Below are 19,923 nucleotides of genomic sequence, written 5' to 3'. Positions count from 1 at the left end.
TCTTGGCCCCGCATTCGCAGACCGGCCATCCGAAGCTGGGGGACTTCGCCGCGTCGAGCATGGCGGACGCGCAGGGCAAGTGGCTGCTGCGCGAGAACCCCGCCCGGCCTGACGAACTGGCCGGGCGCATCCGCCGCGACAGTCCCGCCGACGTCCTCGCGGCCGCCTCTGCCGCAGCGGCCGCACAGAGGGAATGGGCCGCGCTCGACTTCGAGACGCGCGCGGACACGCTGCGCATGGCCTTCGGCGCGGTGGAGGGCATCGACGCCCTCGCCCGCACGATGGCGAGCGAGATGGGGAAGCCGGTGGGCGAATGCGCCGGGGAAATCCGCTTCGCGCTGGCCTTCGCCGCCGACATGGAGGGCCGCGCCCGCCGTCTCCTTGCCGACGACGTTCGCGGCGAAGGACCGGGGCGGCGCGTGGTGCGGCGCGCGCCATATGGCGTCATCGCGGCGATCGTGCCGTGGAACGCGCCGATCATCCTCGCCATGACCAAGATCGCGCCCGCCCTGCTCTCGGGCAACGCGGTGCTCGTGAAGCCCTCCCCCTTCGCGCCGCTGACCTTGAGCGCCATCGTCGCCATGATCGCCGCGCACCTGCCGCCCGGCCTGCTGCGCGCCGTCAACGGCGGCGCCGAGACCGGCGAGGCACTGATCGGCGCGCCCGAAGTGGCGAAAGTCGCCTTCACCGGCGGCGGCACGGTGGGCCGCGCAGTGCTGGAACAGGCCAGCCGCCGCTTCATCCCCAGCGTGATGGAACTGGGCGGCAACGACCCGCTGATCGTGCTGGAGGACTTCGCGCCGACCACCGCCCGCATGGAAGCGCTCGTCTGGGCCAGCTTCCTCAACGCCGGGCAGGTCTGCATGGCGGCCAAGCGCCTCTACGTCCACGAAGCCGTGGCCGAGCACTTCGTGGACGCCTACGTCGAGACGGCGCGGCGCCTGCTGTACATGGGCGACCCGCTCGACCCGCGCACCAACATCGGTCCGGTCATCAGCGCGCAGGCGCAAGGCCGCATCAGCCGCGTCGCGGCGCAGGCACGCTGCGACGGGGGCATGGTCGTGCCGCTCCTGAACGACTTCTCCGACTACCCGGAGCAGGGCTATTTCGTGGCGCCCCAGCTTGTCACCGGCCTGACCGACAACGCCGAACTCGTGCGCGACGAGCAGTTCGGCCCGATCGTCCCCGTGGTCACCTGGCGCGACGAAGCCGATGTGCGCCGCTGGGCCGCCACCGGGGACTGCCTCAGCGCCTCGGTCTGGTCATCCGACGCCGAGCAGGCATGGGACCTCGCGGCCTCGCTGCCGGCCGGACTGTGCCTCGTCAACGCGCACAACCGCAGCGGCTTCTCGTTCGACCTGCCGTTCGGCGGCTCGGGACCGAGCGGCTTCGGGCGCGAGTACGGCGACGAGGGGCTGCTCGAATACTCCATGCCCAAGGCCCTGCACCAGCCCGCGACCGGCTCGGTGGCAAGCGCCTATCCGGGGAAGGCCTGACCCATGACGGTCCCCACCCCCGTCATTGCGAGCGCAGCGAAGCAATCCAGGGCGAATTGCGCCACCGCTGGGCCGCCGCTGAATTGCCGCGGGGCTGCGCCCCTCGCAATGACGAAGGCGGGATACCCATGATCGCCGCACAAGAGGAACGCTGATGCTCGAAGCGACCTACGACGCCGCCATGACCTCGCCCCCGGCACGCACTCCGCGCGTCAGCCTTGCCACCCGGCTCGGCTATGGCAGCGGGGCGGTGGGGGCGCAGATCTTCCGCGACACCCCCGCGCTGATCCTGCCGATCTATATGATCACCGTGCTCGGCATCCCGGCGTGGATGGCGGGCATCGCGATCCTGATCCCCAAGGCGTGGATCGTGTTCTGCGACCCCCTCGTCGGCGGCTGGTCGGACCGGCGTGCCACCAGCTGGGGCCGCGCCCCCTTCCTCGGCGCGGGCGCGCTGCTTTCGGCCCTCGCTTTCGTGCTGATGTTCAGCGCGCCGGACTTCGCCTCCCCGCTGGCCAGCGCAGCCTACATGTCGCTTGCCTTCGCGCTCGCCTCCACCGCCTACAGCCTGTTCTCGGTGCCCTACCTCTCGGTCGCGTCCGAGATGAGCGAGAGCCCGCGCGAGCGCACGACGATCCTCGCCTATCGCCTCGTCTTCCTGGCCGTCGGCGTCGCCATCGGCGCGGGCTATGCGCTGCCGGTGGCGCAGTGGCTGGGCGACGGCTGGCACGGCTTCAACCGCATGGGGATGCTCTACGGCCTCGTCTGCCTGGTGAGCATGGGCGTCACTTGGGCGACCGTGCGCCGCACCCGCCTCATCACCGTGCCCCGCCCCGAAGGCGCGACCGGCAAGGCCGACATCCTCGCCTTGTGGCGCAACCGCAGCTTCGTGAGCCTGTCCACCACCTACTTCTTCGCGCTGACCGCGCAGGGCATGACTTATACCGTCTTCGGCCTGTTCTTCCTCTACGTCCTGCACGATGCGGGCGCGCTGGCGATCGTCAACGTCTTCGCCGCCGCTTCGGTGCTGGTCGCCCAGCCGCTGACGGTCTGGCTGAGCCGCCGCTTCTCCAAACGCGCGCTGTTCGTCACCGGGGTGCTCGGCTGGTCGCTGCTGTGCCTCTCGTGGATCACCGCCGGGCCGACCGAGAACGGCTGGATCGCCGCACACCTCGGCATCCCCGCGCCGGGAATCGTGCTGATGGCGCTGCGCGGGTTCCTGTGGGGCCTGTTCAACTCGATGTACCTGCTGATGGCGCTGTCGATGCTGACCGACACCATCCAGCACGACCGCGAGACCACCGGCGCATCCCGCGCGGGCGTCTATTCCGGCGTGTTCAGCGCGCTGGAGAAAGTCGCCTTCGCGCTCGGCCCGGCGATCACCGGCGTGCTGCTCAGCCTCGGCGGTTTCGCCGGCGCCAAGGGCAGCGGCGCGGTGCCGCAGACGCCCGGCGCCCTCACCACGCTGGTGCTCTGCTTCGCGGTCTATCCGGCCGTACTCAAGGCGCTGAGCCTCCTCGCCTTCATCCGTTACCGGGGACACTGATCCGATGACCGCCGATCCCTCTCTCGCCCCCTCTGCAGCCCGACGGGACTCCCACAACTCATTGCGCCGCGCCCTCGTCGAGCGCCTGCGCGACGGGCGGACAGACCTGGCCGAGACCGTCATGGAGATCGACGCCCACGCCTACGTCGATCCCGAGCGCCATGCGCGCGAACGGGAGGCTTTCCGCAAGCTGCCGATCATGGCCTGCCTTTCGCTCGACGTGGCGGAGCCGGGCGACAAGCTGCTGTTCGATGCCCTCGGCCCCGAAATCGTGATCCTGCGCGACGGCGAAGGGCAGGTACGCGCTTTCCTCAATATGTGCCCGCACCGTGCCGCGCGCCTCGTGACCGAATGCGACAGCCGCAAGCGCATGACCTGCCGCTTCCACGGCTGGACCTTCGACCTCAAGGGCAAGCTGATCGGCCTGCCCGGCGCGGAGGGCTTCGCGGGCATGGAGCGCGCGGCGCGCGGGCTGGTCGAGCTGCCGGTAACGGAATGGGCGGGCATGGTCTTCGTGCGCGCCGATCCGGAGGGCGGCCCGATCGACGTAGCGCAATGGCTCGGCCCTTTCGCGGCGGAACTGGAGCACCTCGAACTCGGCCGCGCCCGGCCGATGCGCCGCAGCCGGCTGGAAACGCGCACCAACTGGAAATGCGCCTGGGACACCTACTGCGAAAGCTACCATTTCGCGACCCTGCACGCGACCACGGTGGCCCCGCGCCTCGTCTCCAACGTCATGGCGCTGACCCCGTTCGACCGCAACGCCCGCATGGGCTTCCCGCGCAAGGACTGGTACGCGCTCGCCGACGCGCCGGAGACGGAGTGGCCGGACGAAAACTTCGGCGGCAACTACTTCATCTTTCCCAACATCAACCTCAACGTCTCCTCGGGTCCGAACGGGGAGATGTTCTACGGCTTCTACCATCTCTATCCCGGCGAGACGCCCGGCAGCACGGTGACGCGCATGGCCACCTATCGCCCCGGCCACGCCGACGGCCCGCAGCCGGACGAGGACTGGCAGGTGCTCCACGGCTTCATCGAGGATGTCGTGCGGACGGAGGACTACAGTGTCTCGGAGGAAGCCTACCGCAACCTGTCGAACGCGCCGGAGGGGTTCAGCGCCGTATTCGGGGCGAACGAGATTCTCGTGCAGAAATGGCACCGCGACTGGGCGGATCAACTGGAAGAACTGGGGTTGGGTGAGGCCTGAGAGGCCCACCCCGCTGCGACTAGGCGATAAATCGCCAAGTCTCGCGCCCCTCCCGCAAGCGGGAGGGGGAACCTAGCGCTATTCTCTCATCCCCCTCCCGCTCGCGGGAGGGGACAGGGGTGGGCCTCCCTAGGCCAGCCCTCACCCCCGTCGTTCCAGATAACGCCCATACCCCCCGGCGCCCACGACCCGGCCATCCTGCATGATCGTCTCCCCGCGCAGGATCGCCCGCACCGGCCAGCCCCGCAGGGTCCAGCCTTCGTAAAGGCTATAGTCCGAATACGAAGCCAGCGCCGCAGGATCGACCACGCGGCTCTGCTCAAGGTCCACCAGCGTCACGTCCCCATCGGCACCGGGGGCCAGGCTGCCCTTGCCCTTCATGGAAAATATCTCCGCCGGACGGCTGGTGAGCAACTGCGCGATCCGCTCGAGCGACAAGCGCCCCTTGTGATACCCCTGGTCGAGCAGCACCGGCAGGATCGTCGCCGTACCGGGAAAACCCTGCGAGGCCTGCCACACCGGCTTCTCCTTGGTGGCGCGCTTGCGGGGTACGTGGTCCGAAGCGACGACGTCGATGGCGCCGTCGGCCAGCCCTTCCCATAGCGCCGCGACGTCGTCCGGGCTGCGAAACGGCGGGTTCGCCTTGCCGATGGGGCCGATGTCCGCGTCCCAGTCATGCGTCAGGTAGTGCGGGCAGGTCTCCACCGTCACCCGGTCGTAGCGGTCCCGCCAGCGGCGCACCTCGTCCAGTGCCATGCGCGTTGAGATATGCGGGATATAGATACGCGCGCGCAGCTTTTCCGCCAGATAAAGCGCCCGGATGGTGCTCTCCGCCTCGGTGATCGCGGGCTTGGAGAGGTTCCAGTCCTTCAGCGTCATGCCGCCCCCGGCGATGCTGGCGCGGCGGAAGCGGTTGACCAGTTCGATGTTCTCGGTGTGGACGACGATGGTGACTTCGCCAAGGCTCGCGGCCTTCTCCAGCAGCGCGTAGAAGTAGCCGTCGTCGGTCCCGTCGAGGCCAAGATAGCGGCCTTCCTCGCCCTTGAAGTTCATGAAATACTTGAACGACGTCACGCCGTAATCGGCGACGTAGCGTTCCATTTCCTCGACGTGGCGCTCGCTGGCCACGGAGAAGTGGAAGCCGAAATCGATGTGCGACCGCTCGCGGGCATGGGCATGTTCAGCGTCGAAGATATCGCCGTAGCCATCGCTCGACAGAAAATAGCCAAGGATCGACGTGAAGCCGCCAATGGCCGCGTGCTGCGTTTCGGTGGTGTATTCGGTGATCGGCTCGCCGAAGCCGAAGTGGACGTGGGTGTCGATGAGGCCGGGGAAGACGTGGAGCCCCGAGGCGTCGATCGTTTCGCGCGCAGTCACTCCGCTGCCGGGGACGAGGCGCGCGGCGATGCGGCCGTCGATGATGGCGATGTCGCCCGAAGCGATCCCGCCGACGGGATCGACGATGGTGCCGTTGGCGATCAGGAGGTCGAAGCCGCTCATTGCAGGTCCTCTTTGGATGGGGGCATCGTGCCCTCGGGTACGTGGAGCCACGGAAGCAGCGCGGCGATCTCGCCTGCCTCGCGCCGCTGGACGATGACGGTGAGGTGCGGCGCGGCCTCCGCGGCAGACGGCGGCGCCTCGGTCACCGAGAACCGCGCGCCGACGCCCTGCACCAGCAACAGGCGGCCGCGCGTCCGGGCCAGCCCCTTGCAGCGCAGCAGGTCCGCGCCCAGCCGGTGATCCAGCGCCGCCGCGAAAGCCGCGAGGCCGGAGCGGGTGACCGGCTCGCCCAGGGGAAAGCTCCAGGCCCGCACGCCATGGCTATGCGCCGCGTGATCGTCCGTCACGGCAGGCCGCGCCCCGCGCGAAGGGGCCAGCAGCAGCGCCGGATCAGCGAGGACGTCCGATGCGGTGACCACGTCCGCCAGCGGATTGGCCCCGGCGATCCAGACGCATTCCTCAGGCGCGAGGGGCCCCCGCAAGTCCAGCTTGGTCAGGACCAGCCGGTCGGCCAGCACCAGCTGGCGCAGCGCCTCCGGGTGACGCTCCACCTGCCCTTGCCCGCCCAGCATGTCGAGCGCGGTGACGACCACGCCCAGCGACAGGAAATGCGCCAGCAGCGGGCTGCGGCGGACCACTTCCATGATCGGACCGGGATCGGCGAGCCCGGTCGTCTCGATGACGATGCGCCCGAACCTCGGCAGGTCCCCGCCAGCTCGGCGGCGCACGAGATCCAGCAGCGTTTCGGGAAGCGAGTCGACCACGGCGCAGCACAGGCACCCGCCCTCCAGCAAGGCCACCTGCCCCGGCGCGGTTTCGACGAGAAGGTGGTCGAGCCCGATCTCGCCCAGCTCGTTCACCACCACGGCGGTGTCGCGAAAGGCGCCGTCCGACAGCATCCGGTTGAGCAGCGTCGTCTTGCCGCTGCCGAGGAAGCCGGTGAGTATCTCCACAGGGATGCGCTCGTCTGGCGTCATCCGGGCAGACTAGGCCGGTGCGCTCATGAGCCAGCCCCGATGCGCGCTTTTCCCCGCCAGCCGAACAAACTCCGCCTGCCGGATAGCCCCCGCGCGCCGCCTCCCGCGTGGCCACGGCAGCGATAGTCTCCGGCCTCATGACCAGACACGAATTCAAGCTGCGCCTATCTTCACCAAACGGGGTAGACAAGCGCGCCGTCCTGCTGCCGGGCGTCGCCAATCCGCTAGCCGCCCGCGTGGCGCAGGATCTTGGCTACGAGGCGCTTTACGTCACCGGCGCGGGCGTGGCGAATACCGAGCTGGGCCTGCCCGACATCGGCATCCTGGGCCTGTCCGACATGGCGCAGGCGGTGGAGCGGATCGCCGCCGTGGTGGACCTGCCGCTGGTGGTCGATGCCGACACCGGATACGGCAATTCGGTCAGCTGCTACCACGCGGTACGCCGCCTCGAGGCGGCCGGCGCGGCGGTGATCCAGATCGAGGATCAGGTCTTCCCCAAGCGCTGCGGCCACTTCGAGGGCAAGGACGTGGCCCCCGCCGCCGAGATGATCGGCAAGATCAAGGCGGCGGTGGACGCCCGGCGCGACGAAAACACGCTGATCATGGCCCGCACCGACGCCAAGGCGGTGGAAGGCTACGAAGCCGCCATCGAGCGCGCCAGCCGCTATGCCGAGGCGGGCGCCGATATCCTGTTCGTCGAGGCGCTGACCACCGAAGCCGAACTGCGCGACGCGCCGGGCCGCAATCCCGGCCTGCCGCACCTCGTCAACGTGGTCCACGGCGGCAAGACCCCGCCCTTCCCCGCCAGCGAGTTCGAGGCGATGGGCTATGGCCTCGTCCTCTACGCCAATGCCGCGCTGCAGGCTTCGGTACTGGCGATGCAGCAGGTGCTGGGCGCGCTTAAGGACGATGGCTCGCTGCAGAACGTCGGCGATCGCCTCGCCGACTTCGTCCAGCGCCAGAAGGTCGTAAGGACGGCCGAGTGGGACGCGATGCGCCTTCACTACGAAGGCGACGTGAAGCCATGACAAGACCTTGGAGCGGGATCGTCTCCGAGGAGGAGGAGCGCCGCTACCGCGCTGCCGGTTTCGGTCGCCCGGGCGGTCTCGGCAAGCGCCCAGCGCTGCTCATCATCGACGTGCAGTATCGCACCATCGGCACGCGCGAGGCGCCGTTCTGGGATTCCATCGAGGAATTCAAGACCAGCTGCGGCGATGCCGGGTGGGAGGCGGTGCGCCACATCGCCCCGCTGCTCGCTAAGTTCCGCGCACTCGGGCTGCCGGTGCTCTACCCCCATGTCGCCCCCAAGGAGGCGTTCGATCAGGGGCGCCTTGCCGCCAAAGTCCCCGAACTGATGACCATCGGCGCCGAGGGTTATCGCTTCGTCGAGGACGTCGCGCCGCTCCCCGGCGACGTGCTGCTGCCCAAGAAGCACCCTAGCGCCTTCTTCGGCACCCCGCTCGCCAGCTACCTGATCGATCTGGGCTGCGACAGCGTGGTCGTCACCGGCTGCACCACCAGCGGCTGCGTGCGCGGCAGCGTGGTGGACGCCTTCGCTTACAACTTCCGCGTCACCGTGCCCGAGGAATGCGTCTACGACCGCAGCCCCACGGCCCACGCGGTCAATCTGTTCGACATGGCCTACAAGTATGCCGACGTGGAACCGCTGGCGCAGGTGCTGGCAGCGTTGGACGGATTGAACGCATGAGCGACACGCCTGAACTCCCCCGCCCCGAACTGGCCCGTACCGTGCGCGGCAAGCGACCCCAGTTCTTCGCGACCGAAGGCGTCGACGAAGTCATGTCGATGGTGCTGGTTCTCGCGCAGGAACTGCACGCCGTGCGCGAAAGGCTCGACACCGCCGAGCGCGTCATGACCCGCCACGGGATCGACCTCGCCGCCGAGATCGAGGCCCTCCAGCCCGACGAGGCGCTGCTGCGGACGCGTGAGCAGGCGCTTCAGGACTTCTACGGCAGGCTCTTCCAATTCTCGCGCCAGCGGCGCAGCGAACTCGAACACAAGTACAGCGACCGGACCTACCGCGAGACGCTCGACAAGGTCGCGACAGGAGACATTTGATGACACACCCTTGGCCCCGCCGTCATTACGCCGACGGCCCGTTCGGGCAGGTCCATTTCCAGGAGACGGGCGAAGGCCCCGCGCTGCTGATGTTCCATCAGGCGCCGATGACTTCTGGCCAGTTCGACAATGTCTACGCCCCGCTTGCGGCACGCGGGTATCGCGCGATCGGCATCGACATGCCCGGCTTCGGCATGTCCGACCCGACGCCCGGCACCCCCACCGTCACCGATTATGCGCAAGTCATTCCCGCCGTGCTGGACACGCTGGGGATCGAGCGCGCGGCCCTGCTCGGCCACCACACCGGCGCGCTGGCGGCGACCGAGGGCGCGCTGCTGTTCCCCGATCGCATCGCCGCGCTGATCGTCAACGGCCCGCTTCTGGTCAGCGCCGCGGACCGCCAGAACTTCATCGACAACCTGCATCAGTGGGAACTGGGCTACCACGCGCGCGAGCACGCCGGGCACATGGCGGAACTGTTCGACATTCGTAACAACCTTGCCAGCGGCACCATCCCGCACGCGCGCCTCAGCGACTACGTGGTGCAGGCGCTGATCGGGCGCGGCGCCTTCTGGTACGGCCACAACGCCGCCTACATGTACGATCAGGAACCGCAGCTGGCACAAGTGAAACAGCCGACGCTGATCCTGTCGAACACTGGTGACATGATCTTCGACCACGCGCAGCGCGCCCACGCCCTCTTCCCACACTTCGCCTTCGCCGCGCTCGAAGGCGGCGGCGTCGACATCGTCGACCAGCAGCCCGAGGCATGGGCCGACGAAGTCGCGAAGTTCCTGCGCGGAGCGGGCTGGCAGTGATCCCGCGCCGGGTCCTGCTCGTCGGCGCGACGCAGGGCCTCGGCCTTGCACTTGCGCAGCGATACCGCGCCGAAGGGTGGGACGTGGTGGCGACCACCGTGGTCCCCTCCCCCGCGCTGGAGGCGCTGGACGGCGTCACCGTCCTGCCGCTCGACATCACCGACGAGGGGCAGGCGCTCGCCCTGCGCGACAGCCTAGCCGGGCAGCGGATAGACGTGCTGCACATCGTCGCGGGCATCCTGCCTCAGGGCGACGCGCCGATCTGGGAGCGCGCCGACGAGGAGGTCCTGCGCGTCCTCAAGACCAACGCCATCGGCAGCGTGCGCCTCGCCACCCTGCTGGAACCGCTGGTGCCCGAAGGCGGCACATTCGCCTTCACCAGTTCGGGGATGGGCTCGATGGTGCGCAACACGCTGGCCGGCGCGGACCTCTACCGCGTCAGCAAGGCGGCGCTCAACATGCTGGTGCGCAGCTTCGCCGTCACTCACGGCGAAAAACGCGCCGTCCTGATCATCTGCCCCGGCTGGGCGAAGACCGAGATGGGCGGCGCCGACGCCACCGTCGAAGTCGCCGACAGCGTGGACGGCATCTACCGCCTCGTCAGCACTGCCCACCCCTCGGCCGATGGCGCCCCGTTCCTCGAATACACCGGGGACACCGTTCCCTGGTGAACTTTTCCAAAGGACCGACCATGACCTACCAGATTCCGAAGCATCTCTCCGGCCGTGTCGTCCACCTCAAGGAAGGCGACGAGGAATGGGGCCGCGAGGCCTTCACCATGTCGGTCTGGGACAAGGGCCGGCTGATGAACGCCACCATCGAGTTCGACGACCGCAAGGTGCTGCGCAACGCAACCTGGTCGGTGGACGGCGACTGGAACCCGATCGAGGCGCAGACCCGCGAGTTCGTCGACGGCAACCTCAAGGCACACTGCTGGTTCCGCGTCGACGGCACCGCAGTGGAGGCGGAAGTCTTCTCGCAGGAGGCCGGGCGGTTCTCGCAGCGGCTGGAGACGGGCAAGCGGATCGACTACCTCGGCATGCACACGATCCTCGCCGACGTGCTGGTTGCCGCAGCCTGCGGCACCGCCGATCCGGGCGTCGAGAAGCCGGTGACCTGCGTGACCAACTCGATCTCCGAATGGGGCATGGGCAATTACCGCGCGCACTGCGTGACGCCGCTGGTCACTTACGTCGGCCGCGAGGAGATCACCGTGCGCGCAGGCAGCTTCGAGGCCGAGCACTTCAAGGTGCGCTGGAGCGAATTCGTGCCCGAATACGCCGACTTCTGGGTGACCCCGGGCGATTACCTGCCGCTGCGTCTGCAAGGCTCGTTCGGGCCGGTGCGCTACGAACTCGCAGGACTCGGCTGATGCTCAACGTCTTCCAGCAGGCCGACCACCCGGTTCTCCCGCGCGCCAGCCACGACGAGGCGAGCCGCCAGAACTTCGCCAAGGGCCTGCGCGGCTTCATCCAGCGCGAGGTCCTGCCCGGCCTGACCCCGCTCTTCGCCAAGACGGCGGCGGAATCGCAGTCGCTCGGCGTCGATCTCGCCAGCCGTCACGACGTGCGAAAAGCGATGAAGAAGGAGCCGTTCTTCCAGTCCTACGCCGCGCTCAACCGGACGGCGCAGGAACTGCTGTGGCTCTCGGTGGTGGACACCATCGAGCGCGACTGGCCCCGCCTCGCCGCCGAGGTGAAGGCACGCGAGGGACAGGGCGGCGAACTGCGCATTCCCGAAGCGTTCGACGTGCCCCGCTACGTCACCGCGCTCGACATCCACTGCATGCCGGGCGGCTATGCCTCCCGCCATGATGCCGAGCAATTCGCGGCTGGCGCCCTCTACGAACGCGGCGTCTACCTCTACGGCATGGGCTACGGCGGGCCGTTCAACGACGGCAAGGGCCGATCGGTGGTGAACTATATCCGCCGCACCATGCCCGATTTCGCGCCGACACGCGTGCTCGACATGGGCTGCACGGTCGGCCACTCGACCCTGCCCTACAAGGAGTTCTTTCCCGAGGCGGAAGTCTGGGGCATCGACGTCGCCGAGCCGCTGGTGCGCTATGCCCACGCCCGCTCGGTGGCGCTGGGCGAGACGGTGAACTTCGCGCAGATGAACGCGGAGAAGACCGAGTTCGAGGACGCCTCCTTCGACCTCGTCGTCAGCCATATCCTGCTGCACGAGACCAGCGGCAAGGCGATGCCCAGGATCTTCGACGAGTGCTTCCGCCTGCTGCGTCCCGGCGGCCTGATGATCCACTGCGACCTGCCGCCGTTCGACCTGATGGACCCGTTCACCCAGTTCATCCTCGACAACGAGACCTACTACAACAACGAGCCGTTCTGGGGCGCCATGCGCGAGATGGACCAGGTGGGCCTTGCGAAGAACGCGGGCTTCGATCCCGAGACGATCCGCTTCGACACCGCGCCGATGGTCATCCGTGAATACGCCGGGGCCGACGCGACGGGCTACGACGCCGCCAAGGCCGACGAACTGGCCGACCGCGAATTTAAGGCGGGCGAATATGCCCCCGGCGGCGGCTGGGAAGTGCTGATCGCACGCAAGCCGGGCTAACCTCATCTCGCCCCTCACTTCGTCATTGCGAGCGAAGCGAAGCAATCCAGACCGACGCTGCGACGCCCTGGATTGCCGCGGCCCCTGCAGGGCCTCGCAATGACGATGTACTTTCCAGTCTCTGAAGCCAGTTAGAACAGAACAGGAGATGCCAGCCATGACCCTGCCCGACGCCCTCGCCCTTTCCCCGTCGCGCTTGCCTGACGGCGAGGCGGCGTTCTTCGGTTCCGACGTCTATCGCCGCCACGCAACCCCGGCGGGCGTGTTCCGCCCGACCAGCGTGGAGGACTTGCGCGCGATCGTAATCGCGGCGGCGGAGGCGGGCCTTGCCATCCACACGCGGGGCGGCGGCGTCTCCTATACCGACGCGCATTTGCCCAAGCGCGCGGACAGCGTGGTCATCGACAGCTCCGGCCTCGACCGCATCGTCTCGCTCGACGAAACCGACATGACCGTCACCGTCGAGCCCGGCATCAGCTGGAAGGCGCTCGACGATGCCTTGGCCCCGCGCGGCCTCAAGGTGCCCTTCGTCGGCACCTTCAGCGGGCTTGCCGCCAGCGTCGGCGGGACCGTGAGCCAGAACGCCAACGGCCATGGTTCCAACGCCAACGGCATTTCGGCGGACAGCGTAGTGGCGCTCGAAGTGCTGCTGCCGGACGGGACGTTCGTGCGCACGGGCACGACCGGATCGCAGGCGAGCCGGGGCCGCTTTCGCAACTACGGCCCGGACCTTGCCGGGCTGTTCCTCGGCGATTCCGGGGCGCTGGGGATCAAGACCGCGATCACCCTCAAGCTATTGCGCCGCAAGCCCGCGCATGAGACCGCGTCCTTCACTTTCCCCGACTTCGCCGCGCTGCACGGCTGCATGTCCGCCATCGCCGGCATGAAGATCGAGGAGAAGTCCTTCGGCCTCGACCTCGCGCTGTCGCAAGGGCAGATCGCCAAGCAGGACACCGGCACGATGCTCTCGGTGGCCAAGGGCGTGTGGCAGTCCTCGCCCAGCGCGCTGGCGGGCGCGCGCAGTCTGGTCCGCATGGCGGCGGCGGGGCGGCGGGTGCTGGCCTCCGCGCCTTACGCCGCGCACTACATCGCCAACGGCTATTCCGCCATCGAGGCGCGCGCCAAGATCGACGCCATCCGCAAGATCGCGCTCGGCTTCGGGCGCGAGATCGCCAATTCGGTGCCGACGGTCGTGCGCGCCATGCCGTTCCAGCCGCTGCACAACATGCTCGGCCCCGCAGGCGAGCGCTGGGTGCCGCTGCACGGCCTGCTGCCGCACTCGCGCGTCGCGGCGTTCCATGCCGCCTTCACGTCCTACATCGACAGCAAGCGCGCGGAGATGGATCGCAAAGGCGCCTATATCGGAGCGATGTTCTCCTCGATCGGGGCGGGGACGTTCCTTTACGAACCGGCACTGTACTGGAAGGACGCACTGACGCCCTATCACGAACGGATGATGGAGCCGGGTTACCTTGCCGGGCTGCCCCGCTATGCTGAAAACCCCGACGGCGCCACGCTCGTCGAGGAAATCCGCACCGAGATCATCGGTCTGATGCATGCCCACGGAGCGGGCCATTTCCAGGTGGGCAAGCTCTATCCCTACACGCGCGAGCGTGACGAGGGCGCGTTGACGCTGCTGCGTACGGTGAAGGCGCAGGTCGATCCGAAGGGCCTGCTCAACCCGGGTGCGCTGGGAATTTGACCCCTGCCTCGTCATTGCGAGCGAAGCGAAGCAACCCAGGGCGGTATTATACTGCCCTGGGTTGCTTCGCTTCGCTCGCAATGACGAGGTATGTGGCTATTTCCTGCTGATCCGCACCGGCAGCTCATCCAGCCCCCGGAACGTGAAGCTGTTGATCCACGGTCGCTCGGCGGAGAGGATCGCCACGTCGTAGCTGCCGAAAAGCTCCGTGAAGAACTCCGCCAGTTCCATCTTCGCCAGCAGGTGCCCGAGGCAGAAATGCATGCCCGGCCCGAACGCCATCGAGCGGTTGTTGTCGCGGTTCGGGTCGATCTCGTCAGGCCGCTGCCACATGCGGGGGTCGCGGTTGGCTGAGATGTTCATGCCGTAGACGAAGTCGCCCTTGCGGATCGTGTGACCATGCCACTCGAAATCCTCGCGCGCGATGCGCAGCATGCCCTTGGCCATGCCGATGTAGCGCAGCAGTTCGTCCACCACCTTTGCCGCGTCGGCCGGCCCGGAAAGCAGGCGCGCCTGCAGCGCGGGCCGCTCGTGCAGTTCGAGCATGCCCAGCGTCAGCATGTGCATCGTCGTCTCGAACCCGGCGATGATCGTGGCGTGGCAGGCGCCCAGCAACTCGTCGTCGGAAAGCTGGTCGTTGGCGTCGCGCGCCTGGACGAACTGGCTGAGCAGGTCTTCCTTCGGGCTCTCGCGCCGCTCGGCGATCAGCTTGAGCAGTTCGACGTTCATGTCGGCAAGAGTCTGGTGATAGAGGTCCACCATCTCGCGCGTCAGCACCGCGGCGCCGGTGGCCTGCTGGATCGCGCCCGCCCAGTCGGCGAACTGGTCGCGCAAGTGGTCGGGAATGCCGAACATCGCGGTGATCACCCGCGCCGGCAGTTCACGCGCGACGGCGTGGACGTAGTCCACCTCTCGCCCATCGACTTCACGCAGGATGTCCTCGCTGATCTTGCGCGAGGCGGGGCGCAGGGCATCCACCACCTTGCGCGAGAAGGCGTTCGCCATCAGCCGCCGCAGCCGCGAGTGGACGGGCTGGTCGACGTTGGAGATCCACTTCTCCTCGAAATGCGCGACGAGCGGATACTCGGCGCGCACGTCAGGCACCAGCGTGGAAAGAAATGGCACAATGCGCGAGGCGGACAGGCGCTGATCGCGGAAAGTCGCCATGACGTCTTCGTAGCGGGTGACGATCCACGCCTGCTGCTTCTCGCTCCAGAACACCGGGTCCTGATCCTGGAGCGCGCGCAGCGGGCTCCAGGGATCTTCGAGGAAGGCCGGGGAGCCGAAGTCGACGTCCCGCACCGGTTCTGCGATTCCGGTCTCTCCGGCCATATCCGTCACTCCTTCAGTTCACATCTTGTAGCGGAAGCCGACGCGCCACACGCGCGGCTCCAGCGGGATCTTGTAGCCGAACAGGCCCGGTACGAACTCGGCCGAGGCGAACCAGTCCTTCGAGTTGAAGACATTGGTGGCCTGCGCATAGATCTGTACGCGCTCACCCGGCAGCTTGTAGGTGATCGAGGCATTGGCGCGCCCGATCGCCGGATTCTGCGAAGCTTCCGACAGCGAGACCAGCGAGTTGTACGCCGCGCGCCAGCTGTAGTCGGCCGCGAGCGTCACCGTGCTGTCGCCCAGCGGAATATCCGCCGTGCCGCCGACCTGGTACTGCCAGCGCGAGATCAGCGGCAGGCGGGTCGCGCCGGAGGTCGCAGCCTGCGATCCCGGATCGAGTTCCTGGTACTTGTCGTAAGTGTAGGTGACGTTCCCGAAGAGGCTGACCCCCTCTATCGGGCGGAGGGTCGATTCCAGTTCGACGCCCTCCACCTTGGCCTTCGCGGCGTTCTGGATCAGGTAACTGCCCGCCACGTTGCCGAGCGCCAGCGTCTGCAGGTTGTCGAGACTCTCGTGGTAGGCGGCAAGGTTCAACTGCAGCGCACGGTCGAGCAGGTCGACTTTGGCGCCCACTTCGTAGGACCATGCGAATTCGGGCGCGTAGGGCCGTCCGTAGCCATTTGGCTCACCGGAATTGAGCGAGTTGAACCCGGCGGCGCGGTAACCTCGCGCCACGGTGGCGTAGACCATAGCGTCGGGCGAGAACTTGTACTGCAGGTTGAACTTGGGCGTCCAGACGTTCGCCTTGATGGCGTAGTTCAGGTCGTGGATGACGCCCAGCGAGTCCGGCGTAGTACCGAAGAACGACTTGGTGTCATGCGTGTAGCGGATGCCGGCCGATGCGGTCAGGCCGGGGACGATCTCGTAGTCCGCCTGCGCGTATCCGGCGTAGCTCTTCGAGGTCGTGTCGATCGTCGAGGGCTGGAGCTGGAAGCCCAGGAAGATGTCGCCCGCCGTGCCCTGCTCCGCATGCTCATGGAAGTAGAAGGCGCCCGCGATGAAGTGGAACCGATCGTCCGCGCTGTTGGCGAGCAGCTGGAATTCCTGCGTGAACTGGTTCTGGCGGCCCAGACTGTCGCGATAGAAGCCGACGATGGGGTCGGCAGTGCTGCCCGGCGCGACGTAGCCACCCGCGAAGTCGAGCGCCCAGCGCTCCTTGAGGTGCTGGTAGGCAGTGATCGAGCGCACGGTGATCGTGTCGCTCAGGTCATAGCCGAGGCGGCCGGAGAACGAATATTGCTCGTTGTTGCCGATGGCGGGTAGCGGCGTGCGCGTCTCGTAGAAGCCGATGGCCGGGTGGTAGGGCGAGGTCGGCTCGATCGGCAGGAAGTGCTGGCCGTCGCTGGTGCTCTTCGCATAGCGCGCGGTCACCACCGCCTCGAGCTTATCGACATTTGTGATGCCGAGCGCGACCTGGCCGCCATAGCGGCGGAACTTGGTCACGTCCTCGCCCGTGTAGATGTTGTGCTGCCAGCCCTCGTTACGGTTGTCATAGAAGCCCGAGGCCGCCAGCGCGAGGTTCCCGGTGATCGGTGCCCCGACGCTGACTTTGGCCTTGACCTCCTCGAAGCGGGCATAGCTGATGTCGAAGTTCGCCCAGTGCTCGCCATTGGGCTGGCGGGTGATCAGCTTGATCGCGCCGGTCATCGAGTTTCGACCGTAAAGCGTGCCCTGCGGACCGCGGAGCACTTCGACCCTCTCGATGTCGGCAAGGTCGTAGTCGGCAGCCGAGAGGCGCGACTGATAGACGTCGTCGATATAGATCGCGACCGGCGATTCCGAGGTGATTGTGCCGCCGTTCTGCTCCAGCGCACCGCGCATGGCGACCTGCAGCGTGCTGGGCGATGCGGTGCCCTGGCTGAGATAGAGGCCCGGGGTGTTCTGGGCGATGTTGATCACGCTGGTGATCGCGCGATCCTCCAGCATCGCCGGGCTGAAGGCGCTGACGGCGATCGGGGTGTCCTGCAGCGATTGTTCGCGGCGCTGCGCGGTGACGACGATGTCATTGCCCCCAACAGCATCGGACGATACCTGCGGAGCCTCCTGTGCCATGGCAGGCACCGTAAAAAGAGTGGTGGCGAAAGCGGTGCTGAAAAGGAAAGCGAACCGACTGCACATGGCGATTTTCCCCGAACCTTTGTTGTCCGACGAAGGTGCCTCACATCCGATTTTGAACAATTTGAGTCGAGTTTGTTGATCACCAGCCGATGATTTATCACTAGGCGGAGAGCCCCCAGAATCCGTGCTTGCCCGCGAACGACGAAGGTTAACCGCGAGACAGGCTCACGGCTGCGACTGAGCGGGCGATGGGCCCAAAGCGTACTTTTTCGGGATATCAAGTCACGATGATTCAAGACAATTTTGCCGGACTGAACGTCGTGGTGACCGGTGGTGCAGGCGGTCTGGGCCAAGCCATCGTCTCGGCCTTCGCCGCACGCGGAGCCACCGTCATCAGCGCCGATCTCGCCGCCTCGGGCGACATCTCGACTGATGGCAAGATCATCGAGCGCACGCTGGACGTGACCAGCGAGGACTCCTGGATCGCCCTGATGGACTACATCGATCGCGAACTGGGCGGCATCGACGTGCTCGTCAACAACGCCGGCATCTACCGGCCGAACATTCCGTTCGAGGACATGCCGCTGGAGATGTGGCAGAAGCACTTCGCGATCAATTCCGACGGCGTGTTCCTCGGCTGCAAGCACGCGATCCGGCGAATGAAGGTGAAGGGCAACGGCGGCGCCATCGTCAACATGGGTTCGGGCATGTCGATCACCGCGAACCCGACTGGCGCGGCCTATTGCGGCTCCAAGGCGGCGGTGCTGATGACCACGCGGACGGCCGCGCGCGCAGCGGGGCGTTACGGCGTGCGCGTCAATGCGGTGCTGCCGGGCGCAGTGCCGACCGAAATGCTCATGGGCAACAAGCTGGATGGCGAAAGCGACGGCGATTTCCTCGCCAAGATGGAAACCTACAGCCCGCTCGGCCGTCTCGCCACGCCGGAAGACATCGCCAATAGCGTGCTGTTCCTTGCCGATCCGGCCAACAAGGCGGTGTCGGGCGTGTTCATCCCGGTCGATGGCGGCAACATCCCCGGCGCCTGAACCTTACTTACCGTCAGGCATAAAAAAGCCCGCCTCGTTTTGCACGAGGCGGGCTTTTTGTCGTCGCCGTAATAGCGCGATCAGCGCTCCAGACTGGGCGACGGCTCGAGGCGGGCGGCGTCCTGCCAGTTCTCCGGCCCGGTCGAAATCTCGGCCGGGTCGAGACGGTAGCGCGAGAACACCAGCAGGCTCAGGAACTGCGTGATCACCGGAACCGCCGAATAGAGCAGGATCACGCCGAGCACCGCGTGCTGGCTCTGCTGCACCACGCCGTGGGTGGAGGAGACGAAGCCGAAAGCACTCATGATGATCCCTGCCACCAGCGGGCCGAGCGCGAAGGCCAGCTTCTCGGCGGCGCTGAAGATACCCGAGAACACGCCCTCGTTCGCCGAGCCGTGGCGGCGGCGATGGAGGTCCACGGTATCGGTCAGCATCGAGAACGAGAGCAACAGGAAGCCGGTGTTGACAATGCCGATGAACACGCCGCGCGCGAGCACCAGCAGGCCCTCGCGGGTGACGTCGCCGATCAGGGGCAGAGTCATGACGACGGGGCTTTCGGGCTCGACGAAGAACCAGGTCACGGTGACCAGCATCCACAGCACCGAACCGACGACGTAGCACTTCTCCTTGCCGAAGCGGCGCGACAGGTAAAGGAACGTCGGCTGGCTCAGCAGGCTGCCGCAGGCCATCGCGATCACGAAAGTCGGGATGATGTGCACCAGGTTCAGCGCGTAGACGTAGTAGAACCCTATGACGGTATAGCTCGAAGCCTGACCGATGCCCTGGATGAAGGTCGTCACCAGCAGGATCATGAATGGCTTGTTCGACGCCACGGAACCCAACTGCTCCTTCAGCCGCCCCGGCGCCTGCGTGCCCTTGAGCAGCGGCACGCCACGCAGGCCGATGGCCGGGACCAGCATCGAGACGAGGCAGAGCGCCGCGAAGGAGAACGCCATGACGTGCCAGCCATGGGCACCGCCGCCGAGCGCGAAGACTAGCGGCTGCGCGACGCCGACACCGATCACCACGCCGCCGATCGTCGCCGCCATGCGGAACGTCAGGATGCGGGTACGCTCGTGCGTGTCGTTCGACAGCTCGGACGCAACCGCCAGATAGGGCACCGAGTAGATGCTGAAGGCGGTCGAGGCGACCAAGAACAGCACGCAGACCGCCGCCGCGGCAACATAAGGGCTGGGATATTCGACGATGGCGAAGAGGCTTGCGAAACCGATGCTCGTCAGGATCGCGCCGAGGGTCAGGAACCCGGTGCGTCCCCAAGCCTCCTTCTTGCGGTCTGAAAAAACGCCGACCAGCGGGTCGCAGACGATCACCCACAGCTTGGGGATCAGGATGACGAACCCCGAGAGCCAGGGCGGGATGCCCAGGATCGTGGTCATGAAGATCGGCAGGAGAACGGCCGGCGTGTCGCGGAAGATCTGCGCGCCGAGCTGCCCGGCGCCATAGGCGGCCGCCGTGCGGGTGGGCACCCGTTTCAGGTCATGTGTCATGACGATGTTGCTAG

Annotated in this window: 18 protein-coding genes; 13 read left to right on the top strand and 5 right to left on the bottom strand. The window is 67.1% G+C overall.

The features are described 5' to 3' along the window. Positions 1 to 2 precede the first annotated feature (2 nt). The 3 genes from PKE80_RS18485 to PKE80_RS18475 all read left to right on the top strand — a co-directional run bounded on the left by PKE80_RS18485 (position 3) and on the right by PKE80_RS18475 (position 4,252). The gene (locus PKE80_RS18485) at positions 3 to 1,496 is read left to right on the top strand and encodes an aldehyde dehydrogenase family protein (protein ID WP_271183752.1); all 1,494 of its coding nucleotides are present in this window, start codon (positions 3 to 5) and stop codon (positions 1,494 to 1,496) included. A 154-nt stretch (positions 1,497 to 1,650) separates the two neighbouring features. Continuing rightward, complete coding sequence (locus PKE80_RS18480; RefSeq protein WP_271183751.1) at positions 1,651 to 3,042, top strand: MFS transporter; 1,392 nt, start codon at positions 1,651 to 1,653, stop codon at positions 3,040 to 3,042. Between the two features lie 61 nt (positions 3,043 to 3,103). Continuing rightward, positions 3,104 to 4,252, top strand: a complete 1,149-nt coding sequence (locus PKE80_RS18475) for an aromatic ring-hydroxylating oxygenase subunit alpha (protein ID WP_271183750.1) — start codon at positions 3,104 to 3,106, stop codon at positions 4,250 to 4,252. 141 nt (positions 4,253 to 4,393) lie between these two features. On the opposite strand, the gene PKE80_RS18470 is transcribed toward PKE80_RS18475, so the two are convergent. Both PKE80_RS18470 and PKE80_RS18465 read right to left on the bottom strand, forming a co-directional pair. Then, positions 4,394 to 5,752, bottom strand: coding sequence for a dihydroorotase (locus tag PKE80_RS18470; RefSeq protein ID WP_271183749.1), 1,359 nt, complete (start codon positions 5,750 to 5,752; stop codon positions 4,394 to 4,396). Then, entirely contained in the window at positions 5,749 to 6,729 is a 981-nt protein-coding gene (locus PKE80_RS18465) for a CobW family GTP-binding protein (RefSeq protein ID WP_271183748.1), read from the bottom strand. Before PKE80_RS18465 ends, PKE80_RS18470 begins: the two co-directional genes overlap by 4 nt. A gap of 137 nt (positions 6,730 to 6,866) precedes the next feature. Here PKE80_RS18465 and PKE80_RS18460 point away from each other — a divergent pair, with 137 nt between their 5' ends. From PKE80_RS18460 to PKE80_RS18425, 8 genes are all read left to right on the top strand, one after another. Next, positions 6,867 to 7,757 carry an isocitrate lyase/PEP mutase family protein gene (locus tag PKE80_RS18460; protein ID WP_271183747.1) on the top strand — a complete coding sequence of 297 codons (891 nt, stop codon included), beginning with the start codon at positions 6,867 to 6,869 and terminating at the stop codon, positions 7,755 to 7,757. Further along, on the top strand, positions 7,754 to 8,437 hold the full coding sequence (locus tag PKE80_RS18455) for an isochorismatase family protein (RefSeq protein WP_271183746.1): 684 nt from the start codon (positions 7,754 to 7,756) through the stop codon (positions 8,435 to 8,437). The genes PKE80_RS18460 and PKE80_RS18455 overlap by 4 nt, the downstream gene beginning before the upstream one ends. Continuing rightward, positions 8,434 to 8,808, top strand: coding sequence for a hypothetical protein (locus tag PKE80_RS18450; protein ID WP_271183745.1), 375 nt, complete (start codon positions 8,434 to 8,436; stop codon positions 8,806 to 8,808). Before PKE80_RS18455 ends, PKE80_RS18450 begins: the two co-directional genes overlap by 4 nt. Further along, positions 8,808 to 9,626, top strand: coding sequence for an alpha/beta fold hydrolase (locus tag PKE80_RS18445; protein WP_271183744.1), 819 nt, complete (start codon positions 8,808 to 8,810; stop codon positions 9,624 to 9,626). The genes PKE80_RS18450 and PKE80_RS18445 overlap by 1 nt, the downstream gene beginning before the upstream one ends. Continuing rightward, positions 9,623 to 10,297, top strand: coding sequence for an SDR family oxidoreductase (locus tag PKE80_RS18440; RefSeq protein ID WP_271183743.1), 675 nt, complete (start codon positions 9,623 to 9,625; stop codon positions 10,295 to 10,297). The genes PKE80_RS18445 and PKE80_RS18440 overlap by 4 nt, the downstream gene beginning before the upstream one ends. A gap of 20 nt (positions 10,298 to 10,317) precedes the next feature. Next, positions 10,318 to 10,998 carry a DUF3108 domain-containing protein gene (locus tag PKE80_RS18435; RefSeq protein WP_271183742.1) on the top strand — a complete coding sequence of 227 codons (681 nt, stop codon included), beginning with the start codon at positions 10,318 to 10,320 and terminating at the stop codon, positions 10,996 to 10,998. Beyond that, positions 10,998 to 12,203 carry a class I SAM-dependent methyltransferase gene (locus tag PKE80_RS18430; RefSeq protein WP_271183741.1) on the top strand — a complete coding sequence of 402 codons (1,206 nt, stop codon included), beginning with the start codon at positions 10,998 to 11,000 and terminating at the stop codon, positions 12,201 to 12,203. Before PKE80_RS18435 ends, PKE80_RS18430 begins: the two co-directional genes overlap by 1 nt. A gap of 157 nt (positions 12,204 to 12,360) precedes the next feature. Continuing rightward, positions 12,361 to 13,905 carry an FAD-binding oxidoreductase gene (locus PKE80_RS18425; protein WP_271183740.1) on the top strand — a complete coding sequence of 515 codons (1,545 nt, stop codon included), beginning with the start codon at positions 12,361 to 12,363 and terminating at the stop codon, positions 13,903 to 13,905. Between the two features lie 96 nt (positions 13,906 to 14,001). On the opposite strand, the gene PKE80_RS18420 is transcribed toward PKE80_RS18425, so the two are convergent. Next, on the bottom strand, positions 14,002 to 15,237 hold the full coding sequence (locus PKE80_RS18420) for a cytochrome P450 (protein WP_271183739.1): 1,236 nt from the start codon (positions 15,235 to 15,237) through the stop codon (positions 14,002 to 14,004). Positions 15,238 to 15,255: 18 nt separating this feature from the next. Continuing rightward, on the bottom strand, positions 15,256 to 17,349 hold the full coding sequence (locus tag PKE80_RS18415; RefSeq protein WP_271183738.1) for a TonB-dependent receptor: 2,094 nt from the start codon (positions 17,347 to 17,349) through the stop codon (positions 15,256 to 15,258). Here PKE80_RS18415 and PKE80_RS18410 point away from each other — a divergent pair. Further along, positions 17,348 to 17,494, top strand: a complete 147-nt coding sequence (locus tag PKE80_RS18410; protein WP_271183737.1) for a hypothetical protein — start codon at positions 17,348 to 17,350, stop codon at positions 17,492 to 17,494. The two genes, PKE80_RS18415 and PKE80_RS18410, sit on opposite strands and share 2 nt — an antisense overlap. Before the next feature lie 148 nt (positions 17,495 to 17,642). Continuing rightward, a complete protein-coding gene (locus tag PKE80_RS18405; protein WP_271183736.1) occupies positions 17,643 to 18,401 on the top strand; it encodes an SDR family NAD(P)-dependent oxidoreductase in 759 nt (252 codons plus the stop codon). Between the two features lie 80 nt (positions 18,402 to 18,481). Here PKE80_RS18405 and PKE80_RS18400 read toward each other — a convergent pair whose 3' ends face one another. Next, positions 18,482 to 19,909: an MFS transporter gene (locus tag PKE80_RS18400; protein ID WP_271183735.1), complete on the bottom strand. Its 1,428-nt coding sequence runs from the start codon at positions 19,907 to 19,909 to the stop codon at positions 18,482 to 18,484. Positions 19,910 to 19,923 lie beyond the last annotated feature (14 nt).

This window comes from Novosphingobium resinovorum (genome assembly GCF_027922145.1).
In the GTDB taxonomy this organism is placed as follows: Bacteria; Pseudomonadota; Alphaproteobacteria; order Sphingomonadales; family Sphingomonadaceae; genus Novosphingobium; species Novosphingobium resinovorum.
The sequence above is the reverse complement of the archived record's forward strand: the minus strand, read 5'-3'. Positions and strand labels throughout refer to the sequence as shown.